This window comes from Pseudomonas sp. PvP089, from assembly GCF_017875165.1.
GTDB classification, from domain to species: Bacteria; Pseudomonadota; Gammaproteobacteria; order Pseudomonadales; family Pseudomonadaceae; genus Aquipseudomonas; species Aquipseudomonas fortuita.
Window position 1 is genome coordinate 2,025,781 of the sequence record NZ_JAGGME010000001.1, and the last position, 15,194, is coordinate 2,040,974.

Here is a 15,194-nt window from a genome sequence, read left to right on the forward strand (position 1 = left end):
AAAACACCTTTGCCTGAGCTACCGCATTCGCGGGCATGCCCGCTCCCACAGGGATTTGCGATGATGCTACTGTTGGTGCTCGGCACCTTGCAGGGCTTCGTCACCCAGCTGCAAGGTCACACCATGTTCCACTTTTTCCTCTTCGAACAAGCGCCACACCTGGCCCCCTTCGCTGCCCAGCAGTTCCACAAAGCGCCGCCCGTCGACCTTGTCCTCCAACTGCCCCACATAGCGCCCCGCGTCGACCCTGCTCAGCAGTACCCTGCGGTCCTTCTCCGGCTGCGTGGGCGAAATCAGGTTCAGCTCCAGGTTTTGCGGGCCGCTGCTGCCGGTCAGGCGCAGGTCCACTTCGCCGGTCAGCTCGTCCAGGTGCACGCTGGCTTTCAGGCCCAGCTGCTGCGCCAGCAGTTCGCGGTCCAGCGAGCGGTTGATGCCTTTGCCTGCCTCGTAGTAGTTGTCGTTCACCAGATTGTCCGGGTTGCGTACGGCAATGCTGACCATGGTCAGGCTCAGGCACACCGAGGTGGTGAGGATACCAATGATGATCCAGGGCCAGAGGTGCTTGTACCAGGGGCTGGCGGCAGTGGCGGCAGGCATTGTGCGTTATCTCTCTTAGCGGATCTGTGGGCCGATGAAGCGGCTCTTGGCTTCAACCTGGGCGTCGCTGTCGTCGGCGCTCTTGAGGGTGAAGGTGATTTCATTGGTGGTCGATGGCAGTTTCTCGGGTGCGACCGACAGCTGCACCGGCAGGCTGACGATATCACCGGCAGCCACGCGGATTTCGCGCTGGCCTTCGAGCTTGAGGTCCGGCAGGCCGACGGCATCCAGCACGTACACATGGTCGCGCTGGTCCTTGTTCATTACCTTCAGGCTATACACGTTCTCGATCCGGCCCTGGGCGTTCTCGCGGTACAGCACGCGGTCCTTGCTGACGTCGAAGCCAACCAGCGAACGGGTGGCAAAGGCGGTCGCCAGGCCGACAATCATCACCAGCAGCACCGCGGCATAGCCGATCAGGCGCGGGCGCAGCATGTGGGTTTTCTGCCCGGACAGGTTGTGCTCGGTGGTGTAGCTGATCAGCCCTTTGGGGTAGTTCATCTTGTCCATGATGCTGTCGCAGGCGTCGATGCACGCCGCGCAGCCGATGCACTCGATCTGCAGGCCGTCACGGATGTCGATGCCGGTAGGGCAGACCTGCACGCACATGGTGCAGTCGATGCAGTCGCCCAGGCCCTGGGCCTTGTAGTCGGCGTCTTTTTTACGTGGCCCGCGGGTTTCGCCACGGCGCGGGTCGTAGGACACGATCAGCGTGTCCTTGTCGAACATCACGCTCTGGAAGCGGGCGTAGGGGCACATGTACACGCACACTTGTTCGCGCAGCCAGCCGGCGTTGCCGTAGGTGGCGAGGGTGAAGAAACCGACCCAGAAGTAGGCCCAGCCATCGGCCTGGCCTGTAAAGAATTCGATGACCAGCTCGCGGATGGGCGAGAAGTAGCCGACAAAGGTCATGCCGGTGACAAAGCCGATTAGCAGCCACAGGCTGTGCTTGGCGAACTTGCGCAGGAACTTGTTGCCGCTCATGGGGGCTTTGTCGAGCTTCATGCGCTGGTTGCGGTCGCCTTCGGTGACCTTTTCGCACCACATGAAAATCCACGTCCACACGCTTTGCGGGCAGGTGTAGCCGCACCACACACGGCCTGCGTAAACGGTGACGAAGAACAGGCCGAAAGCGGCGACGATCAAAATGCCCGACAGCAGGATGAAGTCCTGCGGCCAGATGGTGGCGCCGAAGATGTAGAACTTGCGTTCGGGCAGGTTCCACCACACGGCCTGGTGGCCGCCCCAGTTCAGCCACACGGTGCCGAAGTACAGCAGAAACAGCACTGCACCGCCGACCATGCGCAGGCGGCGGAACAGGCCAGTGAAGGCGCGGGTGTAGATCTTTTCCCGGGAGGCGTAGAGGTCGACGGAATCCTTCCCTTTGCTGGCAGGCGGGGTCACATCATGTACCGGAATTTGCTTGCTCATCATCAAGTCCCACGGCAGTGGAGAAACGCCGCAGCCAGTGCGTGCCGGCCGCAGTCTCGCGCAATCTGCTAGCGCTCTGCGGTCCATGATACGCCGCTGATGGCAGTATGGGGCCGCACTGCGACCTTTAGTCGCGTTGGGTTCGTGGTATGAATCGTGTTATGGCGGGTGTCAATTGATCCAGGTCATCCTGGGTGGCATTTGCCGGCCCTTTCGCGGGGCAAGCCCGTTCCCACAAGTCACCCGTTGTTCCGGATTCGGTGGTGTACCTGTGGGAGCGGGCTTGCCCCGCGAAGAGGCCAGGCCTGCTTACTCGGCCTTGGCCTGCGCCTGATCCCGTTGCGACAGGCTGTAGACATAAGCGGCCAGCAAATGCACCTTGTCGTTACCCTGCAGCTGTTCTTGCGCCGGCATCTGCCCTTGGCGACCATAGCGAATGGTCTGCTGCAACTGGGCAAAGCTCGAACCGTAGATGAACGCCTGTGGGTGGGTCAGGTTTGGGGCACCCATGGCTGGGGTACCTTTGCCTTCCGGCCCGTGGCAGGCCACGCAGTTGGCGGCGAAGATCTTCTGCCCGTTCTCGGCATCGGCCTTCGCGCCCTCAGGCAGTGTGCGGCCATCGAGTTTGCTGATCACGAATGCAGCTACGTCGGCCACGCCCTGATCACCGATCACTTCAGCCCAGGCTGGCATTACGCCGTGGCGGCCGCCCATGATGGTGGTCTTGATGGTTTCCGGCTCGCCGCCCCAGCGCCAGTCGTTGTCGGTCAGGTTAGGGAAGCCGAAGGCACCCTTGGCATCGGAGCCGTGGCACACGGAGCAGTTGGAGGCGAACAGCCGCGCGCCCATTTTCAGCGCCTGAGGGTCCTTTGCCACCTCCTCGATGGGCATGGCGGCGAACTTGGCGAAGATCGGCCCGAAGCGAGCGTCGGCCTTGGCCATTTCCTTTTCCCACTCGTGCACGCCGGTCCAGCCCGCCTGGCCGTTGGAAAACTCGGTCTGCTTGTCGTTATCCAGGTACGAGTAGCCCGGCAGGATGCCTTTCCAGTTGCCCAGGCCCGGGTACAGCACCAGGTAGCCGAGGGCAAAGATGATGGTGCCGACGAACAGCCAGAACCACCATTTTGGCAGCGGGTTGTCATATTCCTCGATGCCATCGAAGGCATGCCCGACGGTTTCGTCGGTCACCTCTTCGCGCTGGCCCTTGCGGGTCGACAGCAACAGCCAGGTCAACGAGAAGATGGTGCCCAGGGTCAGGACGGTAACGTACAGACTCCAGAAGGTTGTCATTGTTTTTTGCTCCCAGAAGCTTTTGCTTGCTCGACGTGCCGGGTGGCCTCGGGGTCATCCGCGAAGGGCAGTTGGGTCGCTTCGTCGAAGTCCTTTTTACGCCGTGGGTTGAACACCCACAGCGCCAGGCCCACGAAGGCCACCATCACCACGACGGTGCCCAGGCCGCGAATCATCCCGATATCCATCAGCGTCACCGTTTGCTCTTGATGATGGTGCCAAGACCCTGCAGGTACGCGACGATGGCGTCCATTTCGGTCTTGCCCTTGACCGCGTCACGCGCGCCGGCGATGTCGGCATCGGTGTACGGGGTACCGAGTGTGCGCAGCACTTCCAGCTTCTTCGCGGTGTCCTTGCCGTCGAGCTTGTTCTCGACCAGCCACGGGTAGGACGGCATCTTCGACTCCGGTACCACGTTGCGCGGGTTGTACAGGTGCGCGCGGTGCCAGTCATCGGAGTAGCGGCCACCCACCCGGGCCAGGTCCGGCCCGGTGCGCTTGGAGCCCCACAGGAACGGGTGGTCCCACACACTCTCGCCGGCCACCGAGTAGTGGCCGTAGCGCTCGGTTTCGGCGCGGAACGGGCGGATCATCTGCGAATGGCAGCCTACGCAGCCCTCGCGGATGTAGATGTCGCGGCCTTCTACCTCCAGCGCGGTGCGCGGCTTCATGCCTTCAACCGGTTTGTTGGTGACGTCCTGGAAAAACAGCGGGACGATCTGGGTCAGGCCACCGACGCTGACGGCGATGACCATGAAGAAGGCCAGCAGGCCTATGTTCTTCTCGACGGCTTCATGCTTCATCAGTGCGCTCCCACAACGACGATCTTGGCGGCTTCTTCAGCCTGTGCCGGGTTGGCGGCACGTACGGTACGGAACACGTTGTAGGCCATCAGCAGCATGCCGCTGGCGAAGAACGCACCGCCCAGGGCGCGGACGATATAGCCAGGGTGGCTGGCCTGCAGGGCTTCGACGAACGAGTAGGTGAGCGTGCCGTCATCGTTGATGGCGCGCCACATCAGGCCTTGGGTGATGCCGTTGACCCACATCGAGGCGATGTACAGCACGGTGCCGATGGTGGCCAGCCAGAAGTGCGCGTTGATCAGGCCGATGCTGTGCATCTGCTCGCGACCGTAAAGTTTCGGGATCATGTGGTACACGGCACCGATCGAGATCATTGCCACCCAGCCCAGGGCGCCGGCGTGGACGTGGCCGATGGTCCAGTCGGTGTAGTGCGACAGGGAGTTCACGGTCTTGATGGCCATCATCGGGCCTTCGAAGGTGGACATGCCGTAGAACGCCAGGGACACGACCAGGAAGCGCAGGATCGGGTCGGTGCGCAATTTGTGCCAGGCACCGGATAGGGTCATCATGCCGTTGATCATGCCGCCCCAGCTTGGCGCCAGCAGGATGATCGACATCACCATGCCCAGCGACTGCGCCCAATCGGGCAGCGCGGTGTAGTGCAAGTGGTGCGGGCCGGCCCAGATGTACAGGGTGATCAGCGCCCAGAAGTGCACGATCGACAGGCGATACGAGTAGATCGGCCGCTCGGCCTGCTTGGGCACGAAGTAGTACATCATCCCCAGGAAGCCGGTGGTGAGGAAGAAGCCCACGGCGTTGTGGCCGTACCACCACTGGATCATTGCGTCGGTGGCACCGGCGTAGGCCGAGTACGACTTGAACAGGCTCACCGGCAGCGAGATGTGGTTGACGATGTGCAGCATCGCGGTGACCACGATGAAGGCACCGTAGAACCAGTTGCCGACATAGATGTGCTTGGTCTTGCGCTTGACGATGGTGCCGAAGAACACCAGCCCGTAGGTGACCCAGACAATGGCCAGCAGGATCGCCAGCGGCCACTCGAGCTCGGCGTATTCCTTGGTGGTGGTGTAGCCCATCGGCAGGGTGATCAGCGCGCCGACGATCACCGCCTGCCAACCCCAGAAAGTGAAGGCGGCCATGCTGTCGGAGATCAGCCGGGTCTGGCAGGTGCGCTGGACCACGTAGTAGCTGGTGCCGAACAGCGCACAGCCCCCGAAGGCGAAGATCACCAGGTTGGTGTGCAGCGGGCGCAGGCGGCCGAAGCTGGTCCAGGGCAGGTCCAGGTTCAGTTGCGGCCATACCAGCTGCGAGGCGATGAAGACGCCGAGGCCCATGCCAAGGATCCCCCAGACCACCGTCATGATGGCGAACTGGCGGACGACCTTATAGTTATAAGCAGTCGGACTGATTGCTGTGCTCATTCTAAGGTTCCACGGTTTTGATGTTCTTGTTGGTCGAAAAATCGGCGCCAGTATTGATAACCAGCAAGGCTACTGCAACGCAACTTTGGTACGCCGACCCGTGTCCGGGCCCGTTCACTGATGTCCCGCAGCGAATGGGTCCGGACGATTGTACACAAATAAATATTTGTAATGTGTACCGTTTTTCACCTTTTTCTGATCGATCGGTCAAGCTTTTTCAGGGGCGGCGACAGGCTATGCGCCGCGTCTGCTTCAGTCCTTTCGGAGCGAAGCCCACTGAGGCAACAAGCTTAGTTGTGTTCGGAGGGGGTGCAAGGGAGGGGGAAAGGCGGTGGGGGTATGGTTTGAGGGGGATGGTGGGCGGGGGTGTAAGGTTTGATGGTTATGGTGGGGCGGATAGCGAGCGCCGCCCGCGCGGCGCATCGCGACGCAAGGCCGCTCCCACATTTGTTTCGGGCCAGTCCCTCCTGTGTCAGGGGCGCGCGACCGCCTTGTTGGTACGACGCGATATCGAGTCATGCGCCAAGGCGCTCGCGCGCAAACGCCACAGGAATAATTGGCCTGAAACAAATGTGGGAGCAACTGTCTTGCTCAACTTCTAAAAGCTGGCGCGATCCCTGTGGGAGCGGGCTTGCCCCGCGAACACGGGCGAAGCCCGTGCCATCCACACGGTGTCTTCTTCGCGGGTAAACCTGCTCCCACCCTGATTTGAGCTGCGCTATGTTTTCATGGCTGCGGTAAGTCATCCCGCCACGGCGTGCCCGATCTGAGCATCGCGTTGAGGCGCACGATGAAGATTCTCATGCAGGCCACAATCGCAACCTTGGCAAGTTTCCCCCGCCCACGCAGCGCTTCATATCGGGCTTTGAGCGTTGGATTATGTTTCACCGCCACCAGGCACGCCATGTACAGCGCACGCCTGACCTCAAATCGGCCTCCTGAAATAAAGCGCTTGCCCACGGACTTTCCGCTGTCGTGATTGAAGGGGGCCACGCCGACCAAAGAGGCTATTTCCCTGGACTCCACATGCCCCAGTTCCGGCAAGAGCGCTACCAGCTTGGTCGCGGTTACCATCCCGATGCCTTTGACTTCGTCCAATTTGGCAATCCGTTCATCGTTGAGCACTGTGGCCTGCTGCTTGATCGCTTGCTCCACCAACTTTATCTGCGAGGCAAAGTGCTGGAGATTGGTGTTCAGGAAAATGGCGACCATCGCTGACTGAGCCTGCTTCAGGCGCCGCCGGTCGTCATCTCGCTGTTGGACTAGGCGATCACGCTGCTGAAGGAGTTCCCGTAACAGGGCCCTTTCAGGGCTTGTCTTCAGGGTTGGCTTATCTGGAATGACCTCAGCGAAATGGGCCAGCACTGCGGCGTCGATGGCATCGGTCTTGGCCTTGATACCCAAGGAATCCGCGAATGATCTGGCTCGTGTGGGGTTTACGCGTATGACCTTGTAGCTGGCGTCTTGGAGAAAGCGCATGACATCACGCTCGTAGCCGCCTGTAGCTTCCAGCAAGACGCGCTTGATGCTGAGCCCTCGAAGGCTCTTCACCAGTTCCTCAAAGCCCGCTGGATCATTGCGCACGCTGATCTTGATGCCCTGGGGCCGCACCAGTGCATCAAGGGAAAGACTGGATACATCGATACCCAAGAAGGAAGCCATCACCAAAACCTCCTAGACTTAACAGTGTGAGAGAGCTTTGGCTTGGCCCACGCTTGTGGTTCGAGATTAGGCCCTCATCCAACTGTTCGGGCTCTCGCCAAAGTGGAACGGTGAATGGCAGCTTGTGCTCCCACACGTGCTCAAGGCACCTTCGGCATTCAGCTTGCCATTCACCGCTCTCACTCCAAATTCTAATCCCCTCTCAAGACACAAGCGGCCTTGCGTCGCGATGCGCCGCGCGGGCGGCGCTCGATCTCACAGACGCCGAATTTCTCCCGGCGAACTCACTGGGCAGTCACAGATTCAGCAGCACTCTCCTGCGACAGGCTATACACATAAGCCGCCAGCAGGTGCACCTTGTCATTGCCCTGGATATCGGCCTGCGCCGGCATCTGCCCTTGGCGACCATAGCGAATGGTCTGTTGCAGCTGGGCAAAGCTCGAACCGTAGATGAACGCCTGCGGGTGGGTCAGGTCGGGTGCGCCCATGGCAGGGGTACCCTTGCCTTCGGGCCCGTGGCAAGCCACGCAGTTGGCCGCGAAGATTTCCTTGCCCTTGGCAACGTCAGCCTTGCTCCCTTCAGGCAGGCTGCGACCGTCCAGGTTGGTCAGCACGAATGCGGCCACATCGGCCACGCCCTGCTGGCCGATCACCTCAGCCCAGGCCGGCATCACGCCGTGACGGCCATTCATGATCGAAGCCTTGATGGTTTCTGCTTCGCCGCCCCAGCGCCAATCCTTGTCGGTGAGGTTGGGGAAGCCGAAGGCACCCTTGGCGTCAGAGCCGTGGCACACCGAGCAGTTGGAGGCAAACAGGCGGCTGCCCATTTTCAGCGCCTGCGGGTCCTTGGCGACTTCCTCCACCGGCATGGCGGCGTACTTGGCAAAGATCGGCCCGAACCTGGCGTCAGCCTTGTCCATCTCTTTTTGCCATTCGTTGGCGCCGGTCCAGCCATTTTCATAGCCCGGCAAAATGCCTTTCCAGTTGCCCAGGCCCGGGTAGAGGATCAGGTAGCCGACCGAGAACACCAGGGTGCCGACGAACAGCCAGAACCACCACTTGGGCAGCGGGTTGTCGTACTCCTCGATGCCGTCGAAGCTGTGGCCCATGGTCTGGTCGGTGGTGTTTTTGCTCTCGCCCTTGCGGGTGGCGAGCAGCAGCCAGGTCAGGCCGATCAGGCTACCGATGGTCAGCACGCTGATGTACGTACTCCAGAAGGTGGTCATTGCCCGTTACTCCTTGCAGCAGTCGTGGCAGCAGGTTCCTGCCCGCTAGTGGGCAGGTGGTCGTCGACGAAGGGCAGCAGGCGCGCTTCGGCGAAATCACGGTCGCGGCGGCGGTTGAATACCCACAGGGAGAGGCCGATGAAGGCGATCATCACCACCAGGGTGCCCAGGCCGCGGATCATGCCGATGTCCAGTTCCATCGCATTTACCTCTTGTTCTTGATCGCGGTGCCGAGCACCTGCAGGTAGGCGACCAGTGCATCCATCTCGGTCTTGCCTTTGACTGCGTCACGGGCGCTGGCAATGTCGTCGTCGCTATACGGCACGCCCAGGGTGCGCAAGGTGCGCATCTTGACGTCGGTGTGGCTGTTGTCGACCTGCTGGGCGACCAGCCACGGGTACGACGGCATCTTCGATTCCGGCACCACGTTGCGCGGGTTGTACAGGTGCGCGCGGTGCCAGTCGTCCGAGTAGCGGCCACCGACCCGGGCCAGGTCCGGCCCGGTGCGCTTGGAGCCCCACAGGAACGGGTGGTCCCACACGCTCTCGCCGGCCACCGAGTAGTGGCCGTAGCGCTCGGTTTCGGCGCGGAACGGGCGGATCATCTGCGAGTGGCAGCCCACGCAGCCTTCGCGGATGTAGATGTCGCGGCCTTCCAGTTGCAGCGCGGTGTAGGGCTTCATGCCTTCCACCGGCTTGTTGGTGACGTCCTGAAAGAACAGCGGGACGATCTGGGTAAGGCCGCCGATACTGACGGCGAATACCATCAGCAGGGCCATCAGGCCGACGTTTTTCTCGATGACTTCATGTTTCATCAGGCGTTTCTCCTCAAGCCAACTGGGCGTTCGCAGGGGCGACGTCAAGCGCTGGCGAACGCACGGTGCGCCAGGTGTTCCAGGCCATCAGGAACATGCCGCTGAGGAAGATCGCGCCGCCGACGAAGCGCACGACAAAGCCTGGGTGGCTGGCCACCAGGGTTTCCACGAACGAATAGGTGAGCGTGCCGTCGCTGTTGACTGCGCGCCACATCAGGCCCTGGGCGATGCCGTTGACCCACATCGAGGCGATGTACAGCACGGTGCCGATGGTGGCGAGCCAGAAGTGCGCGTTGATCAGGCCAAGGCTGTACATGCGTTCCTTGCCGAACACTTTCGGGATGGTGTGATACAGCGCACCAATCGAGATCATTGCCACCCAGCCGAGGGCGCCGGCATGCACGTGGCCGATGGTCCAGTCGGTGTAGTGGGACAGGGCGTTGACTGTCTTGATGGCCATCATCGGGCCTTCGAACGTGGACATGCCGTAGAACGCCAGCGATACCACCAAAAAACGCAGGATCGGGTCGCTGCGCAGTTTGTGCCAGGCGCCCGACAGGGTCATCATGCCGTTGATCATGCCGCCCCAGCTCGGTGCCAGCAGGATCAGCGACATCACCATGCCCAGCGACTGCGCCCAGTCAGGCAGGGCGGTGTAGTGCAGGTGGTGCGGGCCGGCCCAGATGTACAGGGTGATCAGTGCCCAGAAGTGCACGATCGACAGGCGATAGGAATACACCGGGCGCTCGGCCTGCTTGGGCACGTAGTAGTACATCATCCCCAGGAACCCGGCAGTCAGGAAGAAGCCTACGGCGTTGTGACCGTACCACCACTGCACCATCGCGTCGGTGGCACCGGCGTACACCGAGTACGACTTGGTCAGGCTGACCGGCAATTCCAGGTTGTTGACGATGTGCAGAAGCGCCACGGTGAGGATGAAGGCACCGAAGAACCAGTTACCCACGTAGATATGCTTGGTGTTGCGCTTCATCAGCGTGCCGAAGAACACGATGGCGTAAGCCACCCAGACGATGGTGATCAGGATATCGATCGGCCATTCCAGTTCGGCGTATTCCTTGGAGCTGGTATAGCCCAGCGGCAGGCTGATGGCCGCCAGCAGGATCACCAGTTGCCAGCCCCAGAAGGTGAACGCGGCCAGGCCCGGTGCGAACAGGGTGGTCTGGCAGGTGCGTTGCACCGAATAATAGGAGGTGGCAAACAGCGCGCAGCCGCCGAAAGCGAAGATCACCGCATTGGTATGCAGGGGGCGCAGGCGGCCGAAGCTGGTCCAGGGGAGGTCGAAGTTGAGGGAAGGCCAGGCAAGCTGGGCGGCGATGAAGACGCCGAGCCCCATCCCGACGATTCCCCACACCACCGTCATGATGGCGAATTGGCGGACCACCTTGTAGTTATAGGCGGTACTGCTGGTTGTGTTCATGTATGGGTTCCCATCCACGGTTATTTGGCAGGCTTTACAGCGAGGCAAGCATGATTAATGGGCAAAGTGCCGGTATTGACGGGGATCAATGGGCGAAGGTCGGAAATGTCCCAGGCTTGCGCTGCGATCTTCCACAGGTTCAGGGCAAGGACGGCTACAGGGGCTGCCTGATCCTGGCCCATGGTGCAGGTGCGCCGATGGACAGCGGGTTCATGGACGAAATGGCGCAAAGGCTTGCGGCGCTTGGGGTAGCGGTGGTGCGCTTCGAGTTTCCGTACATGGCCGAACGCAGGGTTACCGGCGGCAAACGGCCGCCGAACCCACAGAAGGTGCTGCTTGAATGCTGGCGCGAGGTGTACCGGCAGGTGCGACCTTTGGTCGCGGGCAAGCTGGCCGTGGGTGGCAAGTCCATGGGCGGTCGCATGGCGAGCCTGCTGGCTGACGAATTGGGCGCGGATGCGCTGGTGTGCCTGGGCTATCCGTTCTACGCGGTGGGTAAACCCGAGAAGCCACGGGTGGAACACCTGGCCGGGCTGAAAACACCGACGTTGATCGTGCAGGGCGAACGGGATGCGCTGGGTAACCGCGAGGCGGTGGCGGGGTATGCGTTGTCGCCGGCAATCGAGGTGAGCTGGCTAGTGGCGGGTGACCATGACCTGAAGCCGTTGAAGGCCTCGGGGTTCAGCCATGAGCAGCATATGCAGACGGCGGCGGAACGCGTTGCTGATTTCCTGAAGGATTAGTGCCGGCCTCTTCGCGGGCATGCCCGCGAAGAGGCCGGCACAGGCTGACGCTTAGTCGCGGTACTCGCACAGGTAAGCGGTATCCACCTTCACCTGCAGCTGGAACTTGCTGTCGGCGGCAACATTGAACTTGTCGCCCGCATTGAAGGTTTCCCAGTTGTCGCTACCTGGCAGCTTGACGGTCAGGGCGCCCGATACCACGTGCATGATCTCGCGCTTGGCAGTGCCGAACTCGTATTCGCCCGGGGCCATGACGCCGACAGTGGCCGGGCCTTCTTCGCCCGCGAATGCGATCGACTTGACGGTGCCGTTGAAGTACTCGTTGACCTGGAACATGGGCGACTCCTGAAAAGGGGGGATGAAAAAGGGCTGGCCAGTATGCCCAAGCCCACAGGCCTCGTCATCTGCTTTCAGGGGCTGTTGGCGGGCAGGGTCAACGGTAGTAGCCGCGCCGTGTTGCGCGCATCTTCAAGGGCCCGGTGCTGCTGCCCGCAAAAGTGCATGCCGGCCAGGTGCAGGGCACCGTTCAGGCCGGTGGGGCGCTGCAGGTGGCGGGCCTTGGCAAAGCGTTGCTTGAGGTTGATGTGCGGCAACGTCCGTAGCAGGCTGTCGAGCCCGTGCAGCTGCCACTCCTGGTGCAGTTGCTGGCGGTCGTAGTCGCCCCAGCTGACCCAGGCCTGAAGCTGCTCACGGTGGTGCTCCAGCCAGCGCTCGAAGCTTGCCCACACCTCGCGAAACGGTGCAGCGCGATCCACATCATGTTGGCTTATGTGCGTCAGTTCGCGGCAAAACGGGGTCAGCTGTGGCCGCCGGCGTGGCCGCACGAAACACTGAAAGTGGTCGACCTCGCGGCCATCGCGGGTGACCAGGCTAGCGCCGATTTCAATGACTTCCATCTCTGTAACCGGCCATCCACCCTCGTCGGTGGTGGCTTCCAGGTCGATTACCAACCAATGGCCCATACCAGGCTCCCTTGCAGATCCTGCTAGAGCGTAGCCAAAGTCCGCGCATACGGCATCCCGTGGCATATTGCCGCCTGCTTTGGCACAACGAGCGCGCTCCAGCAGTTGTGCCGCTTCCGGAAAACGCCTAGCTTAAGCGGACCCAGGCATGAACCGTGATGAGCGTCCGTCTTGACTCCAGCACCCGGCCTCAAGGCTTTGTCCACCCTGATGTTGCTGGCCGTGTATTGGCTAGCGGTGCCGGCATGGGCTGCCGATGCCGTCGAAGTGAAGATTGGTGCGGCCCATTTCCCGCCCTACACGGTGCGCCCTGAACAGGGGGCTGACACCGGCCTGTTGCCGCAATTGGTCGATGCGCTCAACCGCTTGCAGCAGGGTTACCACTTCGTCCTGGTGCCCACCTCCATCCAGCGGCGTTTCGGCGACTTCCAGCAAGGCCGTACCGACATGGCGATTTTCGAAAACCCGCAATGGGGCTGGGAGCAGATTGCCCACCAGACCGTGGACATGGGCCTGGAGGACGCCGAAGTGTTCGTTGCCCGCCAGGCCAATGGCAGCGACCCGTCGTACTTCGATGACCTGCGCGGCAAACGTTTGGCATTGTTCAACGGCTATCACTACGCGTTCGCCCGCTTCAATTCCGACCCGGACTACCTGCGCACAACCTATAACGCGACCCTGACCTACTCCCACGACAGCAACCTGCTGATGGTGCAGGCTGGGCGCGCCGACATCGCCCTGGTCACCCGCTCGTACCTCAGCGATTTCCTGGCGCGCAACCCGGCCAGCAGGGCGCAGCTGCTGCCTTCGCAACGCATCGACCAAATCTATCACCACTACGCCCTGCTGCGCCCGGGGGCGCCTATCGACGAGCAGTCGTTTGCCGGCTTGCTGCGCGACCTGCGTGCCAGCGGTGAACTGGCCCGAATCTTCGAGCCCTACCGCATCACGGTCTCGGTGCCCAAGGACTAAATTCACGCACTTTCGCAACGTTCTCAGCAGTGAGCCTTTTCTTCATTTTTCGTGAGACAAGCCATGCCGTTCGATGCCGCTTCGCAGCCCCTGTCACCGCCACGCTGGCGCAGCCTCAGTGCCGAGGAGGGTGACAGCTGGCTAGGCCTCTCCCTCGAAGGTCGCCCACTGATCCAGGTGCGCCTGGAGGCGGGCGCTACCCTGCACGTTCACCTTGAGCGCCTGTGTCCCGAGCGCCCTTATCAAGCCTTGTGGTCGGCCTGCTATTGGTTGTTGTCCCGTGATACCACCTGTCAGCGCCTGGTCTGGCACTTGCCCGAAGTGCAGCCGCAGGCGCTGGCCAGTGGCTTGCTGCGAGTGGCTGAGCAGCCGGGCCAGTATCTGTGCGAGCGTGCGCTGTTCTGGCAGCTGCCACAGCCTTGGCTGGGCGATGCGCAGGCTGCGGTGTACCCACAGCAGATGCAGATCAGCAACGGCAAGCGCCACCCATGCCGCGCGCCCAAGCCCCGTGGTGAGGTATACCGGCGCTTCGATGCGCGGCTGGGTAGCTGGGTGTCGCTGCGCACGCTGGAGATCGAACATGACCTGGAGCGCTTCAACCGCTGGCAGAACAACCCGCGGGTGGAGGCGTTCTGGCAGGAGGGGGGCACGCTGGCCCAGCACCGCGAGTACCTGGACAAGCTCGAGGCCGACCCGCACACCCTGACGCTGATCGGTTGCTTTGACGATGAGCCGTTTGCCTACTTCGAGGCTTACTGGGCCAAGGAAGACCGCATTGCGCCGTTCTACCCGGCCGATGATTACGACCGCGGCATACACATGCTGGTGGGGGAGGAGAACCACCGAGGGCCGCACAAGGTGGCCAGCTGGCTCTCGGCGCTGGTGCACTACCTGTTCCTGGATGACCCGCGTACCCAGCGGGTGGTGGCCGAGCCGCGTGCCGACAACGGCAAGATGATCGGCTACATGCACGACCAGTGCTTCCACTGCGACAAGGAGTTCGACTTCCCGCACAAGCGTGCGGCGCTGATGATTCTGGGGCGAGAGCGGTTTTTCGAGCGCTGCAAGCTGGCTTGATACCGAGTTGGCTTCTTCGCGGGCATGCCCGCTCCCACAGGATCACCACAGGCTTCAAGAGCAGTGGGGTACCTGTGGGAGCGGGCATGCCCGCGAAGAAGCAAACCCTGTGTGGTCAGGCCTGCCGGTTGGCCGTCTTGCGGCAATGCACCAGCGCATCGCGGATCATGAAGTTGACCAGTGTCGGCGATACCCCCAGCTCTTTGGCAATGTCTTTCTGCGGCACGCCATGCAGGCGGTACATCTCGAACGCATAGCGGGTGCGCTGCGGCAGTTCGTTCAGCGCCTGGGCAATGTCATCCAGCGCGGCAAGGTTGATGTGAGTGGCTTCGGGCGAGGCGTTCTGGATGACCACGTTCAGCCCTTCCTCCTCGCTGCCGGAGTATTTCAGCTCCATTGCCTGCTTGCGGTAGTGGTCGATCGCAAGGTTGCGCACGATCTGAAACAGGTAGCTGAGCTGCGCCTTGAACGACGAGGTTATCTGCGGGGCGGCGTTGAGCCGGAAGAAGGCATCCTGCACCACATCTTCGGCGCGCGAGCGGCAGCCGGTGATGCGTGCAGCGATCTTGACCAGGATGCTGCGGTTGTCGACGAAGGCCTGCAGTAATGGTGAATCGCACTTACTTGTGGATAGTTGTTCCGCCATGGAAATCACCTTGTCACAGAGGGGAAAGGAGGCCCCCAAGGCTGGGAAGCTTCCTACGACGTGCGACAAGCTATTCAGAATGATAATGATTG

General features: G+C 61.8%; 17 protein-coding genes. 3 read left to right on the forward strand and 14 right to left on the reverse strand.

What is annotated here, in order from left to right; all coding sequences use genetic code 11:
• Positions 1-66: 66 nt before the first annotated feature.
• The 11 genes from J3A71_RS09410 to ccoN (J3A71_RS09460) all read right to left on the reverse strand — a co-directional run bounded on the left by J3A71_RS09410 (position 67) and on the right by ccoN (J3A71_RS09460) (position 10,702).
• The gene (locus J3A71_RS09410; protein ID WP_016488344.1) at positions 67-597 is read right to left on the reverse strand and encodes a FixH family protein; all 531 of its coding nucleotides are present in this window, start codon (positions 595-597) and stop codon (positions 67-69) included.
• A 15-nt stretch (positions 598-612) separates the two neighbouring features.
• Positions 613-2,028, reverse strand: coding sequence for a cytochrome c oxidase accessory protein CcoG (gene ccoG, locus J3A71_RS09415; RefSeq protein WP_060519318.1), 1,416 nt, complete (start codon positions 2,026-2,028; stop codon positions 613-615).
• Between the two features lie 309 nt (positions 2,029-2,337).
• Positions 2,338-3,318, reverse strand: coding sequence for a cytochrome-c oxidase, cbb3-type subunit III (gene ccoP, locus J3A71_RS09420; RefSeq protein ID WP_096426575.1), 981 nt, complete (start codon positions 3,316-3,318; stop codon positions 2,338-2,340).
• A complete protein-coding gene (locus tag J3A71_RS09425; RefSeq protein WP_024718181.1) occupies positions 3,315-3,506 on the reverse strand; it encodes a CcoQ/FixQ family Cbb3-type cytochrome c oxidase assembly chaperone in 192 nt (63 codons plus the stop codon). The genes ccoP (J3A71_RS09420) and J3A71_RS09425 overlap by 4 nt, the downstream gene beginning before the upstream one ends.
• Positions 3,507-3,511: 5 nt before the next feature.
• Positions 3,512-4,120, reverse strand: a complete 609-nt coding sequence (gene ccoO, locus J3A71_RS09430) for a cytochrome-c oxidase, cbb3-type subunit II (RefSeq protein WP_016488340.1) — start codon at positions 4,118-4,120, stop codon at positions 3,512-3,514.
• Positions 4,120-5,562: a cytochrome-c oxidase, cbb3-type subunit I gene (ccoN, locus tag J3A71_RS09435; RefSeq protein WP_016488339.1), complete on the reverse strand. Its 1,443-nt coding sequence runs from the start codon at positions 5,560-5,562 to the stop codon at positions 4,120-4,122. The genes ccoO (J3A71_RS09430) and ccoN (J3A71_RS09435) overlap by 1 nt, the downstream gene beginning before the upstream one ends.
• Positions 5,563-6,288: 726 nt before the next feature.
• A complete protein-coding gene (locus J3A71_RS09440) occupies positions 6,289-7,224 on the reverse strand; it encodes an IS110 family transposase (RefSeq protein WP_016489612.1) in 936 nt (311 codons plus the stop codon).
• A 284-nt stretch (positions 7,225-7,508) separates the two neighbouring features.
• Positions 7,509-8,450, reverse strand: a complete 942-nt coding sequence (gene ccoP / locus J3A71_RS09445) for a cytochrome-c oxidase, cbb3-type subunit III (RefSeq protein WP_016488338.1) — start codon at positions 8,448-8,450, stop codon at positions 7,509-7,511.
• Positions 8,447-8,650, reverse strand: coding sequence for a cbb3-type cytochrome c oxidase subunit 3 (locus J3A71_RS09450; protein ID WP_016488337.1), 204 nt, complete (start codon positions 8,648-8,650; stop codon positions 8,447-8,449). Before J3A71_RS09450 ends, ccoP (J3A71_RS09445) begins: the two co-directional genes overlap by 4 nt.
• A 5-nt stretch (positions 8,651-8,655) precedes the next feature.
• The gene (ccoO, locus tag J3A71_RS09455) at positions 8,656-9,264 is read right to left on the reverse strand and encodes a cytochrome-c oxidase, cbb3-type subunit II (protein WP_016488336.1); all 609 of its coding nucleotides are present in this window, start codon (positions 9,262-9,264) and stop codon (positions 8,656-8,658) included.
• A gap of 13 nt (positions 9,265-9,277) precedes the next feature.
• Positions 9,278-10,702, reverse strand: a complete 1,425-nt coding sequence (gene ccoN / locus J3A71_RS09460) for a cytochrome-c oxidase, cbb3-type subunit I (RefSeq protein ID WP_016488335.1) — start codon at positions 10,700-10,702, stop codon at positions 9,278-9,280.
• Positions 10,703-10,752: 50 nt separating this feature from the next.
• Between ccoN (J3A71_RS09460) and J3A71_RS09465 the strand changes: the two genes are divergently transcribed.
• Positions 10,753-11,445 (forward strand): alpha/beta family hydrolase, encoded by a 693-nt coding sequence (locus J3A71_RS09465; RefSeq protein ID WP_016488334.1) that lies wholly within the window; start codon positions 10,753-10,755, stop codon positions 11,443-11,445.
• A gap of 51 nt (positions 11,446-11,496) precedes the next feature.
• Here J3A71_RS09465 and J3A71_RS09470 read toward each other — a convergent pair whose 3' ends face one another.
• A complete protein-coding gene (locus J3A71_RS09470; RefSeq protein WP_016488333.1) occupies positions 11,497-11,781 on the reverse strand; it encodes a pyrimidine/purine nucleoside phosphorylase in 285 nt (94 codons plus the stop codon).
• A gap of 74 nt (positions 11,782-11,855) precedes the next feature.
• The gene (locus J3A71_RS09475) at positions 11,856-12,407 is read right to left on the reverse strand and encodes an exonuclease domain-containing protein (RefSeq protein ID WP_016488332.1); all 552 of its coding nucleotides are present in this window, start codon (positions 12,405-12,407) and stop codon (positions 11,856-11,858) included.
• 171 nt (positions 12,408-12,578) lie between these two features.
• Here J3A71_RS09475 and J3A71_RS09480 point away from each other — a divergent pair, with 171 nt between their 5' ends.
• Entirely contained in the window at positions 12,579-13,379 is an 801-nt protein-coding gene (locus tag J3A71_RS09480) for a transporter substrate-binding domain-containing protein (RefSeq protein ID WP_016488331.1), read from the forward strand.
• A 63-nt stretch (positions 13,380-13,442) separates the two neighbouring features.
• Complete coding sequence (locus J3A71_RS09485) at positions 13,443-14,456, forward strand: GNAT family N-acetyltransferase (RefSeq protein WP_095116937.1); 1,014 nt, start codon at positions 13,443-13,445, stop codon at positions 14,454-14,456.
• 115 nt (positions 14,457-14,571) lie between these two features.
• Here the strand turns inward: J3A71_RS09485 and J3A71_RS09490 are convergent, their stop codons facing one another.
• The gene (locus J3A71_RS09490; protein WP_023048844.1) at positions 14,572-15,102 is read right to left on the reverse strand and encodes an RNA polymerase factor sigma-70; all 531 of its coding nucleotides are present in this window, start codon (positions 15,100-15,102) and stop codon (positions 14,572-14,574) included.
• Positions 15,103-15,194: the final 92 nt, after the last annotated feature.